At 63.6% G+C, this 21901-nt stretch carries 22 protein-coding genes; 18 read left to right on the forward strand and 4 right to left on the reverse strand.

All coding sequences use genetic code 11. The features are described from left to right. The first annotated feature begins 74 nt into the window (after positions 1-74). The 5 genes from AC1DYC_RS11060 to AC1DYC_RS11080 all read left to right on the forward strand — a co-directional run bounded on the left by AC1DYC_RS11060 (position 75) and on the right by AC1DYC_RS11080 (position 5230). Positions 75-995, forward strand: a complete 921-nt coding sequence (locus AC1DYC_RS11060) for a polysaccharide deacetylase family protein (RefSeq protein ID WP_477406205.1) — start codon at positions 75-77, stop codon at positions 993-995. 63 nt (positions 996-1058) lie between these two features. Further along, positions 1059-2027 (forward strand): rhizopine catabolism ABC transporter substrate-binding protein, encoded by a 969-nt coding sequence (locus AC1DYC_RS11065; RefSeq protein WP_477406207.1) that lies wholly within the window; start codon positions 1059-1061, stop codon positions 2025-2027. A 144-nt stretch (positions 2028-2171) separates the two neighbouring features. Beyond that, the gene (locus AC1DYC_RS11070) at positions 2172-3287 is read left to right on the forward strand and encodes an ABC transporter permease (protein ID WP_477334849.1); all 1116 of its coding nucleotides are present in this window, start codon (positions 2172-2174) and stop codon (positions 3285-3287) included. Beyond that, positions 3284-4114, forward strand: coding sequence for an ATP-binding cassette domain-containing protein (locus AC1DYC_RS11075; RefSeq protein WP_477406209.1), 831 nt, complete (start codon positions 3284-3286; stop codon positions 4112-4114). Before AC1DYC_RS11070 ends, AC1DYC_RS11075 begins: the two co-directional genes overlap by 4 nt. Before the next feature lie 21 nt (positions 4115-4135). Beyond that, positions 4136-5230 carry a Gfo/Idh/MocA family protein gene (locus AC1DYC_RS11080; RefSeq protein ID WP_477406211.1) on the forward strand — a complete coding sequence of 365 codons (1095 nt, stop codon included), beginning with the start codon at positions 4136-4138 and terminating at the stop codon, positions 5228-5230. 166 nt (positions 5231-5396) lie between these two features. Here AC1DYC_RS11080 and AC1DYC_RS11085 read toward each other — a convergent pair whose 3' ends face one another. Both AC1DYC_RS11085 and AC1DYC_RS11090 read right to left on the reverse strand, forming a co-directional pair. Then, the gene (locus AC1DYC_RS11085; protein WP_477406212.1) at positions 5397-6173 is read right to left on the reverse strand and encodes a FadR/GntR family transcriptional regulator; all 777 of its coding nucleotides are present in this window, start codon (positions 6171-6173) and stop codon (positions 5397-5399) included. A 119-nt stretch (positions 6174-6292) separates the two neighbouring features. Next, entirely contained in the window at positions 6293-7183 is an 891-nt protein-coding gene (locus AC1DYC_RS11090; RefSeq protein ID WP_477301008.1) for an NAD-dependent epimerase/dehydratase family protein, read from the reverse strand. A 117-nt stretch (positions 7184-7300) separates the two neighbouring features. Here AC1DYC_RS11090 and AC1DYC_RS11095 point away from each other — a divergent pair, with 117 nt between their 5' ends. Beyond that, positions 7301-8239, forward strand: a complete 939-nt coding sequence (locus AC1DYC_RS11095; RefSeq protein WP_477406214.1) for an NAD(P)-dependent oxidoreductase — start codon at positions 7301-7303, stop codon at positions 8237-8239. 39 nt (positions 8240-8278) lie between these two features. Here the strand turns inward: AC1DYC_RS11095 and AC1DYC_RS11100 are convergent, their stop codons facing one another. Further along, positions 8279-9061 (reverse strand): FadR/GntR family transcriptional regulator, encoded by a 783-nt coding sequence (locus tag AC1DYC_RS11100; RefSeq protein ID WP_477406216.1) that lies wholly within the window; start codon positions 9059-9061, stop codon positions 8279-8281. 175 nt (positions 9062-9236) lie between these two features. Continuing rightward, on the reverse strand, positions 9237-10226 hold the full coding sequence (locus AC1DYC_RS11105) for a sugar-binding protein (protein WP_477406218.1): 990 nt from the start codon (positions 10224-10226) through the stop codon (positions 9237-9239). Between the two features lie 522 nt (positions 10227-10748). Here AC1DYC_RS11105 and AC1DYC_RS11110 point away from each other — a divergent pair. From AC1DYC_RS11110 to AC1DYC_RS11165, 12 genes are all read left to right on the forward strand, one after another. Then, a complete protein-coding gene (locus tag AC1DYC_RS11110) occupies positions 10749-11489 on the forward strand; it encodes an ATP-binding cassette domain-containing protein (RefSeq protein WP_112560281.1) in 741 nt (246 codons plus the stop codon). A 20-nt stretch (positions 11490-11509) separates the two neighbouring features. Continuing rightward, positions 11510-12508, forward strand: coding sequence for an ABC transporter permease (locus AC1DYC_RS11115; RefSeq protein WP_112560280.1), 999 nt, complete (start codon positions 11510-11512; stop codon positions 12506-12508). 37 nt (positions 12509-12545) lie between these two features. Continuing rightward, entirely contained in the window at positions 12546-13316 is a 771-nt protein-coding gene (locus AC1DYC_RS11120; RefSeq protein ID WP_477301003.1) for an SDR family oxidoreductase, read from the forward strand. Positions 13317-13503: 187 nt separating this feature from the next. Then, positions 13504-14331, forward strand: coding sequence for a helix-turn-helix domain-containing protein (locus AC1DYC_RS11125; protein WP_477406220.1), 828 nt, complete (start codon positions 13504-13506; stop codon positions 14329-14331). A 113-nt stretch (positions 14332-14444) separates the two neighbouring features. Then, a complete protein-coding gene (locus AC1DYC_RS11130) occupies positions 14445-14888 on the forward strand; it encodes an SRPBCC family protein (RefSeq protein WP_477406222.1) in 444 nt (147 codons plus the stop codon). 15 nt (positions 14889-14903) lie between these two features. Beyond that, a complete protein-coding gene (locus AC1DYC_RS11135) occupies positions 14904-15698 on the forward strand; it encodes an FAD binding domain-containing protein (protein ID WP_477406224.1) in 795 nt (264 codons plus the stop codon). A gap of 61 nt (positions 15699-15759) precedes the next feature. Next, positions 15760-16242: a (2Fe-2S)-binding protein gene (locus AC1DYC_RS11140; protein ID WP_477406226.1), complete on the forward strand. Its 483-nt coding sequence runs from the start codon at positions 15760-15762 to the stop codon at positions 16240-16242. An 11-nt stretch (positions 16243-16253) separates the two neighbouring features. Next, complete coding sequence (locus AC1DYC_RS11145; protein ID WP_477406228.1) at positions 16254-17621, forward strand: xanthine dehydrogenase family protein molybdopterin-binding subunit; 1368 nt, start codon at positions 16254-16256, stop codon at positions 17619-17621. Between the two features lies 1 nt (position 17622). After that, a complete protein-coding gene (locus AC1DYC_RS11150; RefSeq protein WP_477406230.1) occupies positions 17623-18627 on the forward strand; it encodes a xanthine dehydrogenase family protein molybdopterin-binding subunit in 1005 nt (334 codons plus the stop codon). An 8-nt stretch (positions 18628-18635) separates the two neighbouring features. Continuing rightward, positions 18636-19517 carry an AAA family ATPase gene (locus AC1DYC_RS11155; RefSeq protein WP_477406232.1) on the forward strand — a complete coding sequence of 294 codons (882 nt, stop codon included), beginning with the start codon at positions 18636-18638 and terminating at the stop codon, positions 19515-19517. Positions 19518-19737: 220 nt separating this feature from the next. After that, on the forward strand, positions 19738-20874 hold the full coding sequence (locus AC1DYC_RS11160) for a vWA domain-containing protein (RefSeq protein WP_477406234.1): 1137 nt from the start codon (positions 19738-19740) through the stop codon (positions 20872-20874). Further along, positions 20874-21761, forward strand: a complete 888-nt coding sequence (locus tag AC1DYC_RS11165) for an amidohydrolase family protein (protein WP_477408251.1) — start codon at positions 20874-20876, stop codon at positions 21759-21761. Before AC1DYC_RS11160 ends, AC1DYC_RS11165 begins: the two co-directional genes overlap by 1 nt. The last annotated feature ends 140 nt before the right edge of the window (positions 21762-21901 follow it).

Below are 21901 nucleotides of genomic sequence, written 5' to 3' on the forward strand. Positions count from 1 at the left end.
GTCGGTTCCATGCAGAACGGGACACACTTTGGAGGACCCTCGCTACCGGCGTGCCGGCAAGACGGTGGCCGTTCATGAATGTCCAAAGGCGACAGCTTGTGCTGCATGAAGACGATGTCGGCATGTGCCACGGTGCCAACAGCGCCTTCCTCGAACTGACGGGGCTCGGCGCCTGCAGCTCCGGCGCAGTGATGGTGCCGTGCCCGTGGTTCCCCGAAATGGCCGAGGCGGCTGCCGTGGACCCTGCGCTTGATCTCGGCGTCCACCTGACGCTTAACAGCGAAAAGCAGCACTACAAATGGCGGCCGTTGACGTCGCCGTCACGCGCGGCCGGCCTGACCGACGAGTTCGGCTATTTCTGGCCCGATGTCGCGACCACCCGCCGCAAGGCAGCACCGCAAGCGGTGGAAACCGAATTGCGCACCCAGATCGACACCGCCTACCGCGCCGGCATCGACGTCACCCATCTCGATGCGCATATGGGGGCAGCGCTGTCGCCGGAATTCTGCGACGTCTACATCAGGCTCGGCCTGGAATACCGGCTGCCGGTGCTGCTGACCAAAACGCTGTCGGCCTATTCGCCCAACGATAATCTGGTCGGCGTCACCGAGGAGGGTTTCCAGCGCGGCGTCACTGAAGCCCGCGCCAAGGGCTTTGTCATCTTCGACGCCGCCATCCAGACGACCTGGGGCCGTCCGCGTTCGAAGCCGATCGAGCCGGCCTACAAGGCACTGGTCGAAGGCGTGCGCGAAGGCCTGACCTTCTTCTGCTTGCATTTCAACGCGCCGGGCGAACTCGAACTGATCGAACCGCGCTCCGCCTATATCCGTACCGAGGAATATGAGCTGTTTCGCGACCAGGGTTTTCGCGACTGGCTCGGCGCGCAGGACGTCGACATCATCGGCATGAAGCCATTGCGCGAGGATCTGCGTGCAAGGCTAGGAGGATCGATACCGGCAAAAGCCCGCAAAGCGGCCACCCGGTCAGCGCTGTAAGCCGATCCGTCGGCCTGCGGCGCAAAGAGGGAATTGGAACTGCAACGACAATGGGAGAATGACATGAAGACTGTTCTGAAACTGGCGCTCGGCGCGCTTGTCTCGATGAGTATGCTGGCGGGTGTCGCGCATGCCGCCGGCCTCAAGGACCCGAAGGACGTCCGCATCACCTTCGTAGTGCACGGCTCTGCCTCCGACCCCTACTGGTCGGTGGTCAAGCGCGGCGTCGATGATGCGGCCGCACTCACCGGCGCCAAGGTTGAATATTACGCGCCGCAAGTGTTCGACGTGGTCGAGCAGGCCCGACTGCTCGACGCCGCCATCGCCACCAATCCGGACGGCATCGCCGTCTCCATCGCCGACGCCAATGCGCTCGGCAAGTCGGTCAAGGCGGGTCTCGCCGCAAACATCCCGATGGTGGTTCTGGATTCCGGCGAGAAGGAAGGCGCCGAGCTCGGCACGACCATGTATGTCGGCACCGTCTCCGAATATGATTCCGGCAAGAAGGCCGGTGAGCGGCTGGCCAAGGAAGGCACGCTCAAGGTCGTCTGCATCAACCACGAGGTCGGCAATGTCAGCCTCGACCAGCGCTGCCAGGGTTTGAATGACGGGCTGAAGCCTTCCGGCGGCGGCACCGAAGTCCTGACCGTGTCGCCCGATCCGGCCGACATCCAGCGCCGCACCGAAGCCTATCTGTCGGCGCATCCCGACACCCAGGCCGTCTTCGCGCTCGGCGCCACCGCCGCCAATCCGCTGATCCCGTTCTTCCGCCAGAAGGAACTGTTCGGCAAGATCAAGCTCTACACCTTCGACATCAGCCCCGAAGTCCTGGATTCCGTCGTCGCCGGCGAAATGGGCTTCGGCATGGACGCCCAGCAATATCTGATGGGCTATTTGCCGGTGATCTATCTGGTCGAGCACGCCACGCACGGCTTCTGGCCGCAGAACAACGCCTATACCGGCCCGCTGTTCATCGACTCGCCCGACAAGGCCAAGGCGATCCTGGCGCTCGCCAAGGACGGCATCCGCTAAGGCAACAAACCAAGTAGATCGGGGAGCCGCTATGCGCTCCCCGATCTCTGGTCGACATTGCGAAGTGAGCGATTGGGGAGCCTAATGGCAGCCGTGGAAGACAAGGCGATACCTTCAGAAGGGCCGGTCAAAGACCGTTTCGGCATGACGTCGAAGCGCGCCGCCGGCGCCGATGAACGGCTGGCCAGCACCGGCCGGCTGACGCAGTGGCTGCGCCGGCCAGAAGCGGGTGCCGCCGGCGGCCTGATCGCCACCATCATCATTTTCGCGCTGCTGCCGGGGGCGTCGAACCTCTATTCGCTGCAGGGGTCGATGACCTTCCTGACGCTGGCGGCCGAACTCGGCATTATCGCCACCGCTGCCGCCCTTCTCATCATCGCCGGCGAGTTCGATCTCTCCGTAGGGTCGATGGTCGGCTTCGCCGGCGTCGTCATCGGCCTGACGGTCAAATATTGGGGCCTGCCGCTGTGGGGCGGCATCGCCTGCGCCTTCGCGGTCGCCATCCTCACCGGCTATGTCAACGGCCTGATCGTGGTGAAGACCCGCCTGCCCTCCTTCATCGTCACGCTCGCCTCGCTCTACATCCTGCGCGGCCTGTCGATCGGCATCACCCGCGCCGTCACCGGCCGCACGCAGATCCCCTATATCCTCGACGGCGCGCCGGATCCCGCAACCGCCGGCCTGTTCAACGGCCATCTGTTCACCGGCTTCTTCCATTGGATGGGCACGCAAGGCTGGATCGCCACCCGCACCGACGGCATTCCCTTCGTTGTCGGCATTCCGATGTCGATCGTCTGGTGGCTGGGCCTCACCGCACTTGCAGGCTACGTGCTGACGCAGACCAAATACGGCAACTGGATTTTTGCCACCGGTGGCGACCTCAATGCCGCCCGCAATGTCGGCGTGCCGGTCGACCGGGTGAAGATCGCGCTGTTCATCTACACCGCTTGCGCCGCGACCCTGCTGGCCACAATCCAGGTGATGGAGGCCGGCTCCGCCGACACCACGCGCGGCCTGCTCAAGGAATTCGAGGCCATCATCGCCGCGGTCATCGGTGGCGTTCTGCTTACCGGCGGCTACGGCACGGTCTATGGCGTGCTGTTCGGCGCGCTGATCTTCGGCCTGGTGCAGATGGGCATCTTCTACACCGGCATCGACACCGACTGGTTCAAGGTCTTCCTCGGCATCGTCATCCTGATGGCAGTGCTGGTCAACAACTACATCCGCCTCAAGGCGCTCGGACGCGGAGGCGGCAAATGACCAACCCGGCCCAGACCATCCAGCCGGCAATGGAACTGCGCGGCGTGTCGGTCAATTTCGGTTCGGTGCGCGCGCTGCAGGACATCGACATCAAGGTCTATCCCGGCGAGGTGCACTGCCTGCTCGGCGACAATGGCGCCGGCAAGTCGACGCTGATCAAGGTGCTGTCGGGCGTGCACCGGCCGAGCAAGGGCGAGATTTTCGTCGACGGCAGGCGGGTCGCCTTCCGCAGCCCGCGCGATGCGCAGGATCTCGGCGTCGCAACCGTGTTCCAGGACCTCGGCATGATCTCGCTGATGTCGATCACCCGCAATTTCTTCCTCGGCCGCGAGCCGACCAGAAGCCGCCTGCCCTTCTCGCGCTTCGACAAGGAGCGGGCCAATACAATAGCCCGCCAGGCGATGGCCGATATCGGCATTGACGTGCGCGACCCCACGCAGGCTGTCGGCACGCTGTCGGGCGGCGAGCGCCAGTCGGTGGCGATCGCGCGCGCCGTGCATTTCGGCGCGAAAGTGCTGATCCTCGACGAGCCGACCTCCGCACTTGGCGTGCATCAGGCGGCGATGGTGCTGAAATTCATCATCGAGGCGCGCATGCGCGGGCTGGCGGTGATCTTCATCAGCCACAACATCCACCACGCCTATCCCGTCGGCGACACTTTCACGCTGCTCAACCGTGGCCGCAATCGCGGCACATACGCCAAGTCGGAGATCTCGCGCGACGAGGTGATTTCGATCATGTCGGGTGGTGAGGACCTTAAGGCAGTCGAGGCGGAGATCGCTGGCCTCCTCGCCCAGATCGGCAATAGGCCATCGGCAGCGCCGTGAAAATTTGCAGAGAGTAGCAGCATGAGCAGGATACGGGTCGGCGTCATCGGCGCCGGCATGATTTCGCAGGTCGAGCATATTCCGAACCTGTTGCGGCTCGGCGATCTGTTCGAGCTGGTTGGCGTCGCCGATCCCTCAAGGATTTCGCGCGAATATGTCAGCGAGATTCACGGCATCGCCAACTTCGAGACGCCGGAGCAGCTGTTCGACCAAAAACTCGACGCCGTCGTCATCGGCTCGCCCGACCCGCTGCATCATGAGCAGGTTCTGGCGGCTCTGGAGCGCGGCCTGCATGTCTTCTGCGAAAAGCCGCTCTGCTATTCGCCGGCGGAAATCGCCGAGATCGTCGCCGCGCGCGACAAGGCCGGCAAGGTGATGCAGGTCGGCTACATGAAGCGCTTCGATCCGAGCTACCGGCTGGCGCTGGCCTCGCTGCCGGGCAGCGCGAAGACGCTGCGCTCCGTCTCGGTCGAGGTCAACGATCCCGATGCCTGGCCCTTCATCGCCCACCAGCGCTATGTCAGAGGCAACGACATTTCCAAGGAGCTGATCACAGCGGCTCAAGGCAAGCAGAAGCAACAGGTCGAGCGCGCCATCGGCCAGCCCCTGACCGATCTCGCTTTCCGTGGATTTACCGGCGCTTACAGCTCCGCCTTGATTCACGATGTGAATGCCGTGCACGGCCTGCTCGACACACTCGGCGTGCCGGGCGGCGAGGTAGTCGGCGCGCAGATCTTCGCCAATGGCGATGGCGGCCAAGGTGCGGTCAGGCTGCTGGGCGGCCAAGCGCTGTGGACCATGACGCATCTGACGGTGCCGAAGCTCGCCGACTACAAGGAGCGCATCACGCTGTTCTTCGACGATGCCAGCCTCGAGCTCGAATTCCCCTCGCCCTGGCTCAACCATCACCCGACCCGGCTGACAGTAAAGACGTCGGAAGGCCACACACTATCGACCCAGGACCTGCGCGCCGGCTATGGCGAAGCCTTTGTCGAGGAGATGCGCGGCTTCTGGAGCGCGATCGTCAACGGCGAGCCCGTGGTCAACCCACCGGAGCACGCCGCCCGCGACCAGGCCTTGCTGATCGCACTGACCAGGCGGCATCTCGCTGGATAGGCGCCGAGTCGGGCCAGCGCTCGCAGGATGTGTTGAGATTCAGGTCAGGCCGAGTCGAGAAGGGTGGCTTCCGAGAACCGGAGCGGAGCGTACTCAAAATACGTGAGCACCGGAAGCGCAGGAAGCCGCCTTTCGCAGGCCGGCCTCACCTGAATATCAGCACATCCTATCTTGAGTTGATCACGCCGTCGGTATTGGCAAGCAGCTTGCGCACTGCGTTGCGGGCTGCCTCCGGCCGCTGCAGTCGGATGGCCTTCTCGATCGCCTCGTGCAGCTGCTGTGCGTGCTGCAGATCGTCGAGTTCGCGCGTCGTAAAGGTGAACAGATGATCGAAAGCGGATTCGATCAGCACGCCGAGCGGCACCAGCAGGTCGTTGCCGGAGGCGCGCAATATGGCGAGATGAAAGCGGGTGTCGGCGCGCGTGCGCTCCTGCAGGCTCGTCGCCTCGCCCATCTCGCGACAGGCCTGGCTGATCTCGGCCATCTGCTCCTCGGTCCGCCGCATGGCGGCGAACGCTGTCGCTTCCGGCTCGATGATGTGGCGAAATTCCTGCACCGTTTTCAGGAACACCTCGCGATCGGGCGAGGTCGCGTACCAGGCCAGCACGTCGCGATCGAGCAGGTTCCAGCGTTCCCTGGGTTCGACCCAGCTGCCTATCTTGGGGCGTGATGCCAAAAGGCTTTTGGCCATCAGCATCTTGATGGCTTCGCGCACCGCCGAGCGGCTGACGTTGAAAGTTTCCGACCATTTCGCTTCATTGGGCAGGATGGTGCCCGGCGGATAATCGCCGCGCACGATCCGAAGCCCGATTTCGCTGGCCAGCGAGGCATGCACGCTCGAGCCGGGCACCCGGGTTGCGTCGGCCCGACGAAGCGCTGCCGGACGCTCGGCGGCCGCCGCCTTGTCGGGTTTCTTTCCCTTATTCGGCTTTCCGTCCCTCATGCGTCCACAAAGTCCGGATTTTTGAAGCTGTCAAGCAAAGGAAAGGGCGTTGGCGGCAAAGCCTGCGGCTGTGCACAGATCAGCTTACAACCTTGGCCCCAAAGCTCTATTTGCCAGCCCTATTTGACGTATTTGCGCCAGCTGTGCTCGGGGCGGAAGCCAAGCATGTCCCGGGCCTTGCGGTTGGAGAGCAGCGTTTCATATTCGCCGAGCTCCGTTTTGACCGGCACATCGGGATAAAACCGCTTCAACAGTTCGGCCGTCGGCAGGTCGGACGAGGTGTCGTCATTGGCGGCGTTGAACACCTGGAAGCCGAGACCGTCCTTTTCCACCGCGCGCAGCGTGATCTGGCCGAGATCGCGGGCATCGACATAGCTCCAGGCGATGCGCTTGCGGAAGCCCGGATCGGCAAACCACTTCGGAAACAGCGAATATTCATGCGGCTCGATGACGTTGCCGATGCGCAGCGCATAGATATCGGTGCCGTTGCGCTGCGCAAAGGCGCGCGCCGTGTGTTCGTTGACGACCTTGGACAGCGCATAGCTGTCCATCGGATCGACGTCGTATTCTTCGTCGAGCGGGAAATATTTGGGGTCGCGCGGTTCGTTGGCGAACACCACGCCATAGGTCGTCTCGCTGGATGCGATCACCACCTTCTTGATGCCGAGCTTCACTGCCGCTTCGATGACATTGTAGGTGCCCATCGCATTGATGCGAAACACCTCATTGTCGGGCGTGATCATAATGCGCGGGATGGCGGCGAAATGCACCACGGCATCGACCGGCTGCGAGCGCAGCGACGGGTCGAATTCGTGCAGGCCCATATAGCTCGTCAGCGCGTTGAACACCTGGCCGCTGTCGGTGATGTCGGTAATCAGCGTGCGCACCTTGGGATTGTCGAGCGGCTTGGTGTCGATGTTGAGCACCTGGCAGCCCTGCTCGACCAGATATTGCACGACATGGCGCCCGGCCTTGCCGCTGCCGCCGGTGAACATGATCCGCTTCGTCATTTTCGCCTCCAATGCCTAGGATTTCTGTGTATTGTCAGACAATATGGCGTTCCGCAACCACCCTCGTCGGCAAAACGGCGGCGCCAGATATCAATCATTGCAACAGGACTTCAAGACATGACCACGACTGCCGCGAGCGAAAAGATCGGCTTCATCGGCCTTGGCCTGATGGGGCACGGCATCGCCAAGAACATCGTCGACAAAGGCTATGGCCTGACCTTCCTCGGCCGCAAGAACCGCAAGCCGGCGGAAGACCTGCTAGGCCGCGGCGCCAAGGAAGCAGCAACCTCGCGCGATGTGGCGGCGGCTTCCGATATCGTCTTCATCTGCGTCACCGGCTCGCGCGAGGTCGAAGCCATCATCCGCGGCCCCGGCGGCCTCAAGGAGGGCCTGAAGAAGGGCTCGGTCGTCGTCGACTGCTCGACCTCCGATCCGGTCTCGACCGTGGCGCTGGCGGCAGAACTGAAGGAGATCGGCGTCGACTTCGTCGATGCGCCGCTCAGCCGTACGCCGAAGGAAGCCTGGGAAGGCACGCTCGACGCCATGGTCGGCGCCCCCGACGCACTGTTTGCGCGTGTGAAGCCGGTCATCGAGACCTGGGCGGGACGCATCGTCCATATCGGCAACACCGGCGACGGTCACCGCATGAAGCTGCTCAACAACTTCATCTCGCTGGGCTACGCCGCGATCTATTCCGAGGCGCTGGCACTGGCCGAGAAGGTCGGTATCTCGCCGCCGCGCTTCGACAGCGTCATCCGCAACGGCCGCATGGATTGCGGCTTCTACCAGACCTTCATGCGCTGGACACTGGAAGGCGACCGCGACGCGCATAAATTCACCATTGCCAACGCGTTCAAGGACCTGACCTATCTGGAATCCATGGCGGGTTCGGCCGGCATCGCCAACCCGCTCGGCAACGCCACCAAGAATTCCTTCGCCGGCGCCCACGCTACCGGGCCGGCCGAGCAGTTCGTGCCGATGCTGGCCACGCATATCGCCAAGGTGAACGGCGTCGATCTCATGCCAAGCAAGGACGGCAAGAAGCAGACGATCTGATCAGCCGATCTCCTCCGGTGTGGAGGAGATTGTACTGCCTCACCGCCGCGCCTTGCCGATCCCCTCATCCGTATTGGCCAGCAACTTTCGCACCGCATTACGCGCTGCGTCCGGTCGCTGCAGGCGGATGGCCTTCTCGATCGCTTCGTGCAGCTTCTGAGCGTGCTGCTGGTCGGCAACCTGTATGGTCGTGAAGACGAAGAGATGGTCGAGCGCCGATTCGATCAGCACGCCGAGCGGCACCAAAAGGACGTTGCCGGAGGCGCGCAGGATCGTGAGATGAAAGCGCGTATCGGCGCGGATGCGCTGCTGCAGGCTCAGCGCCTCGCCCATTTCCCGGCAGGCCTGGCTGATCTCGGCCATCTGCTCCTCGGTACGCCGCATCGCGGCAAAGGCGCTGGCCTCCGGTTCGATGATGTGGCGGAACTCCTGCACCGTGCGCAGAAACGCCTCCCGATCCGGGCCGGTCGCATACCAGGCCAGCACATCGCGGTCGAGCAGGTTCCAGCGTTCCCTCGGCTCGACCCAGCTGCCGATCTTGGGCCGTGAAGCCAGCAGGCTTTTGGCCATCAGCATTTTGATGGCTTCGCGCACCGCCGAGCGGCTGACGTTGAACATTTCCGCCCACTTGGCTTCGTTTGGCAGGATGGCGCCTGGCGGATAGTCGCCGCGCACGATCCGAAGCCCGATCTCGTTGGCCAGCGAGGCGTGTACACTGGAGCCAGGGGGCCAGGCCGTATCCGGTCGTCGAACTGCGGTGGCAACCGGGCCGGCCGGCACATCAATCGTGGCGGTTCGCCTTATTGGTCTGTCGTCCGGCATCGTCCGCATCGGCAATTTGTCGCTGGAAAACCGTCCGGAATTGTCCGTGCCCTTCGCCGAAAGCAAGACGCATGAGCCCGTCAAAGCCGGAGGCTGCCGCCCCGACAATGTTGCCAGTCCTTGTCCCTGAGGGAAGTGACGGGGCGCCCTCGAAAGGACGCCCCGGTATCGCAAATTACTTCTGGATGCAGGTGTCGACCGTATCCTTGGTGCATTCGTCGAGGCCGGTGAACACCGGATCGTCGACTTTCTTGCCTTCGATCAGGTCGATCATCACCGACGGCGCCTTATAGCCCATTTCGAACGGCCGCTGGCCAACCAGTGCGGTCACCAGCCCGTCCTTGGCGATCGCCACCTCGTCGCCGATCGTGTCGGCGGCGCCAATGACGAAATCGTTGCTGGCGATGCGGTCCTTGAGCGGCCCGAACAGGTCGCGATAGGGCTGCGGGGCGCCGAACAGCGGCCAGCCGCCCATGATGCCGAAGGCGTCGAGCTTCGGGTTGGCGGCGAGGATGTCGGTCATCGCCTGCACGCCCTTGGCGCCGTCATCATTGGTGAACACCGGGCAGCCGGCGACTTCCGTCCAGCCGCCTTCGCCGGCCAGTGCCGCCAGGCCTTCCTTGCCCGACAGCGCGTCGCGCATGCCTTGCGCGCGGCGCAAAATGTTGTCGGCCGCAGGATTGCCTTCGATGGTGCAGATCGTGCCGCCGTTCGGCTTGCCCTTCTTGATGTACTCACCGATCTTGTGACCCATCAGATAGTTGTCGGTGCCGAGATAGGTCTTGCGAAGGGCTGCATCTTCCTTGGCCAGGTCGGCGTCGAGGGTCATGATCGGAATCGTCGGATTGGCGGTCTTGATCGTCTGCGCGATCAGCGGCGCGTTGGACGGCGAAATTGCCATCGCCACCGTGTCGGCCTTGCTCAGCATGTCCTGTACGATCTGCGCCTCGCCGGCCTCGTCGGAAGTCGACGCCGGGCCGGTGTAGAAGCACTCATACTCCGAGCTGGCGTTTTCCTTGTTCCACTTCTCGCAGCCTTGGTGGATTGCCTCGAAGAACGGATTGTCGAGACCTTTCACCACGATGACGACTTGCTTTTTGGCCAAAGCCGGCCCGGCGCCCAGCGCCATGGCGGCGACGGCGGCAAGCAAAACTGTTTTCCTCATATCAGTCCTCCCTTGGAAACAGACGGGCACGACGTGCCCGCCACACGAACCAACCCGGAATACGGTGACAGAGGGTCGCTATGCGAGCTCTCTTGTCGGCAAGCCAGGTCGATAAGCATTTCATTTCGGTCAGCCGGTTCGAAAAAAGGCCGGCTGGCACCGATGCATTCCTGCTGACCCCACACGCAAACCGGCACGGGGTCGGCAGGTTACTCCTCCGCCCTCCAGCTAATATCGGCTTGTGGCCAACGTCAATGGTATTTGTCCTACAAAACGGATTTTTAGATTCCGCCTGCCGATTGACGCCCGTGCAGTCATTTGCGTAAATGGAATTCAACATCGCTGTCCCGGGAGGAGCTGGGCGAGCGAGGCCGCGGGCAGAACCGGCGGTCTGAGCATGATCCCGAAAAGTGGGAACCGGTTTTCGGAAGAGATCATGCTCCAACAACAAAGTGTTGGATCTGGATGACGTTTCAACCAAACGTCATCCCAGATCCAAGTCACGGGGAGGCAAGAAGGCTGGTGGCGGTTCTCGAACTCACCAACATCTCGAAACATTTCGGCGCCATCCAGGCGGTCAACGACGTCTCGTTGTCCATCGAGCCGGGCCAGGTCGTCGGGCTGATGGGCGACAACGGCGCCGGCAAGTCGACGCTGGTCAAGATGATCGCCGGCAATTTCCGCCCGAGCCACGGCTCGATGCAGATGGACGGCAAGGAGCTGATCTTGCACAAGCCGGTGGAGGCGCGCCAGCACGGCATCGAGATCGTCCACCAGGACCTGGCGCTGTGCAACAATCTGACCGCCGCGGCAAACGTCTATCTCGGCCGCGAATTGCGCCGGGGCGTCGGCCCGTTCCGCATCCTCGATTATGCCGCCATGTACAAGCGCGCCGGGCAGATTTTTGCCGAACTGAAATCGGAGACGCGGCCGCGCGACCTGGTCAAGCAGATGTCGGGCGGCCAGCGCCAGGCGGTGGCCATCGCCCGCACCATGCTGTCGCAGGCCAAGATCGTGCTGATGGACGAGCCGACGGCGGCAATTTCGGTCCGCCAGGTCGCCGAAGTGCTGAACCTGATCCGCCATCTGCGCGACCAGGGCATCGCTGTGGTGCTGATCAGCCACCGCATGCCCGACGTTTTCGACGTCGCCGATCGCGTCATCGTCATGCGGCGCGGCAGGAAAGTCGCCGACAAGAGGATCGCATCCAGTTCGCCCGAGGAAGTCACCGGGCTGATCACAGGCGCGATCGAACAGGTCTGATTAGGGGATAAATGTCGACAATGGCAGTCACGCTTGACCAGACGATCGCGCAGAAACAGCACAGCTTTTTCTCGCGCATGTTCGCCAGCCAGACCTTCTGGGTGGTGATCGCCGTCATCCTCGCCTGCATTTTCCTGTCGTTTGCCACCGACGCTTTTGCGACGCAGAAAAACCTCTACAACATCACCCGCAACATCACCTTCGTCGCCATCATCGCGCTCGGCATGACGTTCGTAATCATCACCGGTGGCATCGATCTGTCGGTCGGCTCGGTGCTGTGCCTGTCGTCGATGGTGCTGGCCGTCACCATGCATGCCGGCTATTCGATCGAGATCGGCATCCTCGCCTCGATCGCCACCGCGCTCGCCATCGGCGCCTTCAACGGCATATTGATTGCCTATCTCGGCTTTCCACCCTTTGTGGTGACGCTCGGCATGCTGTCGATCGCGCGCAGCCTTGCCATGGTCGCCTCCAACAACACCGTCGTCTTCCAGTTCGGCCCGGACCACGACAAGCTTCTGGCGCTGGGCGGCGGCGCCTGGGTGTTCGGCATCGCCAATCCGGTGCTCTACATGATCCTTCTGGCGCTGATCACCGGCTTCACGCTGCGCTGGACCAAATTCGGCCGGCACATCTTCGCCATTGGCGGCAATGAGCACGCGGCGACGCTGACCGGCGTCCCCGTCAAGCAGATCAAGGTCGCCGTCTACATGATCTCGGCGCTGGCGGCCGGCATTGCCGGCATCGTCCAGACCGGCTGGCTGGGTGCGGTCACTACCAATCTGGGCACCGGCATGGAGCTGCAGGTGATCGCCGCCACCGTCATCGGCGGTGCCAATCTGGCTGGCGGGGTCGGCACCGCCTTCGGCGCCATTGTCGGTGCCGCGCTCATCGAAGTCATACGCAACAGCCTTGGCCTGCTCGGCATCAATGCCTTCTGGCAAGGCGTGTTCATCGGCGGCGCCATCCTGCTCGCGGTGCTGTTCGATCGTATCCGCAACTTCAGGCGCAACGACTGATTTTCGGGACTCAACCTTTCCGCTGGAAACCATTGCTTTGACATCGAAATCCCTGTTCGATCTCAGCGGGCGGCTGGCGCTGATCACCGGCTCCGGCCAGGGCATTGGCCTGGCGCTGGCGCGCGGCCTTGCCGAACATGGCGCAAGCGTCGTGCTCAACGGCCGTGATGCCAGCAAGGTTGCGGGTGCTGTGGCGGAGTTACGCGAAGCCGGCTTCACGGCGCACGCCTCGACCTTCGACGTGACCGATTTTCGCGCTGTCGATGCGGATGTCACCCGGATCGAGGCCGAGATCGGTCCGATCGACATCCTGATCAACAATGCCGGCATCCAGTTTCGCGCTCCCCTCGAGGATTTTCCCGAGGAGCAATGGGAGCGGCTGTTCAAGACCAATGTCTCCGGCGCCTTCCATGCCGGCAAGGCCGTTGCCCGCAACATGATCGCGCGCGGCAAAGGCAAGATCATCAACATCGGCTCGGTGCAGAGCGAGCTCGCCCGACCCAACATCGCGCCCTACACGGCAACCAAGGGCGCGATCCGCAACCTGACACGAGGCATGTGCACCGACTGGGCGAAATACGGCTTGCAGATCAATGCGATCGCACCCGGCTATTTCCGCACCGAGATGAACCAGGCGCTGGTCGACAACCAGGAATTCTCCGCCTGGCTGGAAAAGCGCACGCCGGCCGGCCGCTGGGGCTATGTCGACGAGCTGATCGGCGCCGCGGTGTTCCTTGCGTCGGACGCATCGTCCTTCGTCAACGGCCACACGCTCTATGTCGACGGCGGCATGACGGCCTCGGTTTGAGGTAGCACTGCTTTTCCTTCTCCCCCTGTGGGAGAAGGAAGAACCCTATCGCTCAGTCTGAAAATCCGCCGCCACGGCCCGCAGCACACAGCGGCTTTTGCCCCGCGCCTTGACGCCGGCCCGAACTCAGCCGCACAATCCCCGATGCAGGCGAAGGGAGGCCAGTCGTCTGCGGGAGGATATACCCATGACGGACGCGATCAGGCTCTACTGGGGCCGGTTCGGACATGTTTCTGTCCTGAATGTCGCCAGCGACTTCGTCACCCATGCTCATGTCGAGGCACACATCATCATCTGGCTCGAAGGCACGGCCGGCGAGATGACCATCGGCCGCGAGACGGTGGCGTTGGGACCTGGTACCGCAGCGGGGATCAACTCCTACCAGCCGCATAGCCATGTCCTGTCGCAGAACGGCAGGCCGGGCCTGTTCCTCGCCTTCTATATCGATCCGGACTGGGCGCGCCGGCGCCGCGACCTACCATCGTCAGCGCCGCTGTTTGCGCAGGCGGCGATCACGCTCGAACCCTGGCTGCACCAGGCCGCCGCCAATCTGCTCGATCATTTGAGCGACAATGAAAGCATCGACGACGTCGCCAATTACGAGATCGAGCGCTTCATCGATAGCGTGCTCGACGCCGCCGATGCCTCGGCGCCGCAGGAGGCGCGCATCCGCATCAACACCATGCAGGATTTCCGCGTCCGCAAGGCGATCCAGCTGATGAAAGCCAATGTCTGCGAGCGCATCTCGTTCGATGACGTTGCCCGCAGCGTCGGCCTGTCCAGGCCGCATTTCTTTGCTTTGTTCAAGGAACAGACCAATCTGACGCCCAATGTTTACTGGAACACGCTGCGCATGGAGGAAGCCGTGCGGCAGTTGCAGTGGTCGCAGGAGCCGCTGATTTCGGTCGCCTGCAATCTCGGTTTCACCACCCAGGGCAATTTCTCACGCTTCTTCCGCGACCATGTCGGCGTGCCGCCGACACTTTACCGCGAGGCGGCGCGGGCCATGGCCTGAGCGAAACGGCTGTTTTTCAGACTCCTTGATACGGCCGCAAGACCCCTTGATAAGCGCCTCGCCGGCCGCCGCCCTACCCTTGAATGCGAATTTGATCGCAAGGGAACGAGCTTATGGTTGATGTCACCATCTCCAGCGTCATCGACGCGCCGGTCGAACAGGTTTGGGCCCGCATTCGCGACTTCAACGGCCTGCCGGGCTGGCATCCACGCATGGTCGAAAGCCATATCGAGGACGGCAAGAACGCCGAAACCATTGGCTGCGTGCGCAATTTCGAGCTCGCCAGCGGCGCGCGTATTCGCGAAAAACTGCTCGACTTTTCCGACCAAAACTTCCGCATCAGCTACTCCATCCTGGAGACGCCACAGCCGCTGACCAATCACAAGGCGACGCTGCAATTGCGCCGGGTGACCGACGGCGACCGCACCTACGCCGAATGGACCGCAAGCTTCGACGCCGCGCCCGAAGAAGCAGACAAGATCGCCGCCGGCATGGGCGCCAATGTTTTTCAGGGCGGCTTCAATGCGCTGAAGAGCCATTTTTCCGGCCAAAGCTGAGTTCGGGAGCCTGCCATGGCGCTTGCCCTCCAGACTTTTTCGACCGTCCGGGACGCCAACGCGGCGCTTAAAGCTGCGGGGACCCGCTATCTCGGCGGCGGCACGCTGGTCGTGCGCGCCGCCAATGAAGGCGACATTTCGGTCTTCAGCCTTGTCCGCTCGACCGATCCGGCACTTTCGGCCATCGAGGTTACCGACGGCAAGGTCCGCATCGGTGCGTCGGTGACGATGGCCGCCATCGCACGCCATCCCGGCCTTGCTGCGCTCACCAAGGCCGCACGCGCCGTTGGCGGCCCGGCGATCCGCAACATGGCGACCGTCGGCGGCAACCTGTTTGCACCCGCGCCCTACGGCGATTTCGCTGTCACGCTGCTGGCGCTGGATGCGACGGTCGGCACCGATGACGGGGAATTGCCGATCGAGGATTTCCTGGCCAAACGAGACGACAGTCGCGCCATCGTCACCTCAGTGAGCTTCGCGCTTCCGAAAGCCGACACCTTCCGCTTCCTGAAGATATCCCGGGTCAAGCCGAAGGGCGTTTCGGTGCTCAGCATCGCCGCCGTGCTCGAACAGGCCGGCGACGGCACCGTGTCCTCGGCGCGGATCGCGCTCGGCTGCATGGCCAACCGGCCGATGCGCGCCAAGGCGGCGGAAAAGGCGCTGCTCGGCAAAAAGCTTGATCCCGACGGCATCGCGGCGGCGCTCGCCGTGGCCGGCGAAGGCACTTCGCCGATCACCGACCCGATCGCCAGCGCCTGGTATCGCGCTGAAGTTCTGCCGGTCCATCTCGGCCGGCTGCTGTTGACCTGAAATATCCCGTTGGGGGGCGCGCGTCTGTCCGGTCGTCCGGGCAGGCGCGCAAGGAGGAAGAATGGCAAAGGTCCCGGTCCAGTTCACACTCAACGGCTCCGAGAATGCCGAATTCGTCGAGAGCGGCACAACGTTGCTCCACGCGCTGCGCGACAAGATCGGCGACACTTCGCCGAAAGGCGGCTGCCACCAGGGTACATGCGGCGCCTGCTCGGTGATCATCGACGGCGAGCTGAAACTCTCCTGTCTGACGCTGGCCGAGACGTGCAATGGGGCGGCCATCACCACGACATCGGGCCTCGCCGAGGCCGGCGTGCTGCATCCCCTGCAGCGCGCCTTTCTCGATGCTTTTGCCACACAATGCGGCTTCTGCACGCCGGGCATGATCATCGCCGCCAAGGTGTTGCTCGATCACACGCCCAACCCCAGCCGCGAGGACGTCGTCGAGGCGCTGTCCGGCAACATCTGCCGCTGCACCGGCTACGAGCCGATCATCCAGGCGGTGCTGACCGCTGCCCGCGCCAATTCGCAGAACGCCGCCTGAGGGTCAAAAGAATGGAACTGCGCAAAAACTATTTTGCCGATCAGCGCAAGGACGGCCTGCACGAGATCGGCCAGGCGCGGCCGCGTCTGGATTCGCCGGGCCATGTCACGGGGAAAACCGCCTATTTCGCTGACCGCAATTTTCCAGGCATGCTGCACCTGAAGATGGTGCGCAGCCCCCACCATCATGCCCGTATCCGCTCGATCGACACGTCGGAGGCGGAAAAGCACCCCGGCGCGGTGAAAATCCTCACCGCCAAGGACGTGCCGCACAATGTCTACACCATCCTGATCCTGATCCAGATCGGGCCGGAGGACGAGACGGTGCTGGCCGACGGCAAGGTGCGCTGGAAGGGCGAGGCGGTTGTCGCCGTGCTGGCAGAAACCGAACGCGCGGCGCAGGAAGCCGCTGCCAAGGTCAAGGTCGACTACGAGGTGCTGCCGGCCGTCTTCGACATGGAGGAAGCGCTGAAACCCGGCGCGCCCCTGGTCAACGAATATCACGGCCAGAACTATTATCTCTACGACAGCGGCGAGTGCCGCAAGGTGCGCTTCGGCGATGTCGAGGCGGGCTTCGCCGAAGCTGACCACATCCTCGAACAGAGCTACCAGTCCTCACCCATCGAGCACGCTCCGACCGAGACCACGGGCTGCCTCGTGGTGCCGGAAGGCAATGACCGCTTCACCTGCTACACCAACACCCAGGCGATGTTCTTCACCCTCGACAACGCCTCGATCATCCTGCAGATGCCGGGCTCCAAACTGCATTTCGTCGGCGGCACGGTCGGCGGCGGCTTTGGCGGCAAGGTCGATGTCATCGTCGAGCCGATCGCCATTCTTGGCGCCAAGCTCACGGGGCGTCCGGTCTCCTTCATCTACAGCCGCGAGGAGGAGATGCAGATCTCCTCGCCCCGCGCCGCCGAAAAGGTCGTCATCAAGGACGGCGTCATGAAGGACGGCCGTATCGTCGCGCGCAAGGTGACCGGCTACACCGATGCCGGCGCCTATTCGCGCCATTCGCCCTATGGCGCGCAGAAGGGCGCTGCGCACTATCCCGGGCCCTATACGATCCCGAATGTCTGGATCGACACCTATTGCGTCTACACCAACCGCACGCCCTCCTCTGCCATGCGCGGCTTCGGCGTCACCATCGGCGACTTCGCGCTGGAGGTACAGATGGACAAGCTGGCGCGGCTGATCGGCATGGACCCGCTCGAATTCCGCTTCATCAACGCCTACCGCGACGGTGACATGAAGGCGCATCGCCAGCCGACGGAAGGCGCGGCGCTGATCGAATGCATGCAGGAAGCGTCGCGCGCCGCCAACTGGCCGGTGGCGGAGAAATACATGGCGATGTCCTCATACAAGAAGGAAGCCTGAGATGGCGATCAGGCGCGGACGCGGCATAGCCGCGATCAACTATCCCACCGGCATGAATCTCGGCGGCGACCCGACACAGGCGCTGGTGCATTCAACGCCGACCGGTAATTTCATGGTCACGCTCTCATCCGTCGATCTCGGCCAGGGCCTGAAGCAGATCATGGCGCAGATCTGCGCCGAGACCATCGGTGTGCCGACCGACCGCGTCATCATCGACACCGCCGACACCGACACCGGTCCGCACTGCATGGGCACCTTCGCCTCCCGCGGCACGCACCGCGCCGGCAACGCCGTCATCCAGGCGGCCAAGGAAGCCCGCCAGGTGATGCTGGAGGTGGCGGCGGAAGAGCTGGAAGTGAATGCGTCCGACCTCGAGACGGATGGCGAAGGCAACATTCTGGTGAAAGGCGCGCCGCAGAAGTCGATCTCGATCTTCGATGTCGCGCTGTCGGCGCATTTCAAGCGCGGCCGCTCCATTTCGGGACGCGGCATGTTCCTGATCCCGCGCTCCTACCCCGAGAAGGAGACCGGCGCGATGAAGCCGTCGACCTGCTACGCCCATGCGTGCACCGTGGCCGAGGTCGAGGTCGACGACGAGACCGGCGAAGTCACCGTGCTGACGGTGAAGAACATCTTTGAGATCGGCCGCGCGCTCAACCCGAAAATGGTCGAGCAGCAACTGGTCGGCGGCTCCTGGATGGGCATCAGCCACGCGCTCTATGAGACGACCGAGCCGTACTATCCCAACCGCGACCATGGCGGCACGGACTTCAACCAGTATCTGATGCCGGGTCCAGGCGACCTCGCCGAGACCGAGATCATCGTGCTGGAGCGGCCTTCCGCCGATGGACCCTATGGCGCCAAGGGCCCGGGCGAAATGTGCGCCAACCCGCAAATCCCTGCCGTTGCCAATGCCGTCTTCGACGCTGTCGGCGTGCGCATCGACACGCTGCCGATTACGCCGGAACGGATTTTGCGCGCGCTGAAGGCGCAAGCGGCGAACTGAGGACAGAGATGCCGGAGGTGAACGCCGAGACTGTCGCGACCTCACCGGAGGCGGTGGCGCAGCATCTCGCCGCCTCGCGCTATCTCGCCGACGACAGCCTGGCAACCGCGATCTTCCTGGCGATCCGGTTGGGCAAGCCGCTGCTGCTCGAAGGCGCGCCCGGCGTCGGCAAGACGGAAGCGGCCAAGGCGATTGCCGAACTGCTCGGCCGCGAGCTAATCCGGCTGCAATGCTATGAAGGCATCGACGCCGCGCATGCTCTCTACGAATGGAACTATCAGCGCCAGCTGCTCGCCATCCGCCATGCCGGCGAACACGAGATCGACATCTATGACGACCGGTTTTTGATCGCCCGACCGCTGCTGCAGGTGCTGCGGGCGCCCGAGCAGCGCGTGCTTTTGGTCGACGAGATCGACCGCTCCGACCATGAATTCGAGGCGCTGCTGCTGGAATTCCTCTCCGACTTCCAGATCAGCATCCCCGAGCGCGGCACCATTCGCGCCGACGCGCAGCCGATCGTCATCCTGACCTCGAACCGCACGCGCGAGCTGGCCGAGGCGCTCAGGCGGCGCTGCGTCTATCACTGGATCGGTTACCCCGATGCAAAGCGCGAAGCCGAGATCATCATGCTGCGCGCCGGCGATGTCGCCGAGGCGACCGCGCGTGCGGTGGCGGCCGCCGTGCAAGAGATCCGCGCCCGCCCGCTGGCCAAGCCGCCCGGTATCTCCGAAGCCGTCGAATGGGCCAATGCCGCAACCATCCTGGAAAAGGGCGGCAGCCCTTGGCCGCAAGCCTTCCGCCGCGCCATCGGCGTGCTGATCAAGGACGAAGAGGACCTGGCGTCCATCGCGCCGGAGCTGGAGGCGATCGTTGAGGAGGCGCTGGGGTGAGCCGGGACGTCAGCGATCCCTTCTGCCTGTTCATTCCGCAACGCTGGCGGGACAGCGCCCCCCTCTGTCCTGCCGGACATCTCCCCCTCAAGGGGGGAGATCAGCTGTCATCATGGCTTTCGCCAATTACCAGCGTCGAAAGGATGGTGCCGCCATCCGAACTGCCAATCTCCCCCCTTGCGGGGGAGATGTCCGGCAGGACAGAGGGGGGTGCGAAGGAATGAGGCCTTCAGAGAACTTGCCCCGCGCCGCCGCACCCTTCCTCAGCTTCGCCCGCCTGTTGCGTCAGCACGCTTTTCCCATCGCCACCGAGCAGATCTCCAGCTTCATGCAGGCGGTCACCTTGCTCGGCCCTCGCTCGATGTCCGACATCCGCGAGGCTGCGCTGGCGACGCTCGCCCCCTCTCCCGACCGTCGCAGTGAATTCGAAGCGCATTTCCGCAGCCATTTCTACGGCGACGCCAAAACCACGATCGCAGGCGAAGAAGACGAGGAAACCCGCATCAAGGACGATCACGGCACGCGCCAGGAAGAAAAGCAGGCCCCGCGTCAGGAGAAAGGCGGCGAATTGTCGTCGGCGATCGAACAGCTGAGCAGCCGCGACTTCCAGCGCGACGATGATGGCCTTGTCTCCTTCCGCCGCAAGCTAGCTTCCGCGCTGCCGGCGCGCCGCTCTTTCCGCACCGTGCGCACCCGTTCGCGCGGCACGCTCGATCTGCGCCGCTCGCTCAGCGAAATCGTCAGCGCCGATGGCGACATCCCCTCGCCGCAGCTTCGCCGCCGCCAAACCGTGCCGCGCAAGCTCCTGCTCTTGATCGACGTCTCGGGCTCGATGAAATTGCACACGGCGGACTACCTCAAGCTGGCGCACGCCGCCGTGCAAGGCGCGGACAGGGCGGAAATCTTTACCTTCGGCACGCGCCTCACCCGCATCACCTCGGCGCTGCGCATCCGCGACCGCGACCAGGCGCTTGCCCGCGCCGCGGCACAGGTTGACGACTGGGACGGCGGCACACGCATGGGACCGACGCTGCTCGCCTTCCTCTCGGTGCCGCGCTTCTCGGCCTTTGCCCGTGGGGCTGCGGTGGTCATCCTGTCAGACGCGCTGGAGCGCGGCGATCATGCCGATCTCGAAACGGCGATACGCCGCCTGAACGCGCGCGCCTTCCGGCTCTCGCTGGCGACACCGCTCGCCGGCGATCCGCGCTTCCAGCCGGCGACGGCGGCGCTGCGCGCCATCCTGCCCGACCTTGACGATCTTATCGACGGATCGTCGCTGAACAGCCTCACCGATTTCATCCTGTCGCTCGCCCGCCCTGCCCCAGCGGCATCGACAATCTGGAAAAGGGTATCGTGATGCAGAAAGCCATCGACGCGCATTTCCACATCTGGCGCCAGCAAGACCAGCCCTGGCTGGTCGGCCCGATGGTGCCGCGCATCTTCGGCCCTTACGAGCCGATCCGCCGCGACTATCCGATCACGGAATTCCTCGAAGACCAGAGGCGTTCCGGTGTCGAGAAGGCCGTCTATGTCCAGACCAACTGGGCGAAAGAGGATTTCGAGAAGGAAGTCGCCTTCCTGCAGAAGACAGCCGACGAGACCGGCTGGCCGCACGCCATCGTCGGTTATGCCGACATGACGGTGGACGATGTTCGCCATCAGATCGATCGGCTGAAAAAGTATCCGCTGCTGCGCGGCGTGCGCATGCAGCTGCACTGGCATGAAACCCCGGCCTTCCGCTTCGCCGCCTCTGCCGACCAGGTCATCGACCCGAAGGTGCGCGCCAACGTCGCGCGATTGAAGGACTATGGCCTGGCCTTCGACCTGCAGCTTTTCCCCGCCCAGATGAAAGACGGGCTGACGCTGGTCGGCGAGAACCCTGACACCAATTTCATCCTAACCCATGCCGGCATGCTGACCGGCATGGAGCCCGAAACCACCGAAGCTTGGAAGGCCGGCCTGCGCACGCTGTCAGCCGCGCCGAACTTTTATGCCAAGCTGTCGGGTCTCGGCACTTTCGTCCACCGCAACGACCCGCAACTGATCGCTTACATCGTCGACAATGCGATCGACATACTGGGCGCAGACCATCTGATGTTCGGCTCGAACTTCCCGATCGAAAAACTCTGGACCAGCCACGCCGAACTGATCAAGGCGCACCGCGCGGCGGTGGGCAAGCACGGCGCGGCGGCGGAAGCGGACATTTTCTGGAACACGGCGGAGCGCGTTTACAGGCCGGTATAGCGCGGCACTGCCCTTGCCTTCTCCCCTTGTGGGAGAAGGTGGATCGGCGCGCAGCGCCGAGACGGATGAGGGGTGTTCCAGCGGAGTGAGGCGTTGGCGTTCCCTGGAACACCCCTCATCCGTCGCCTTCGGCGTCACCT

It is taken from the genome of Mesorhizobium sp. P2_E7 (assembly GCF_056403855.1).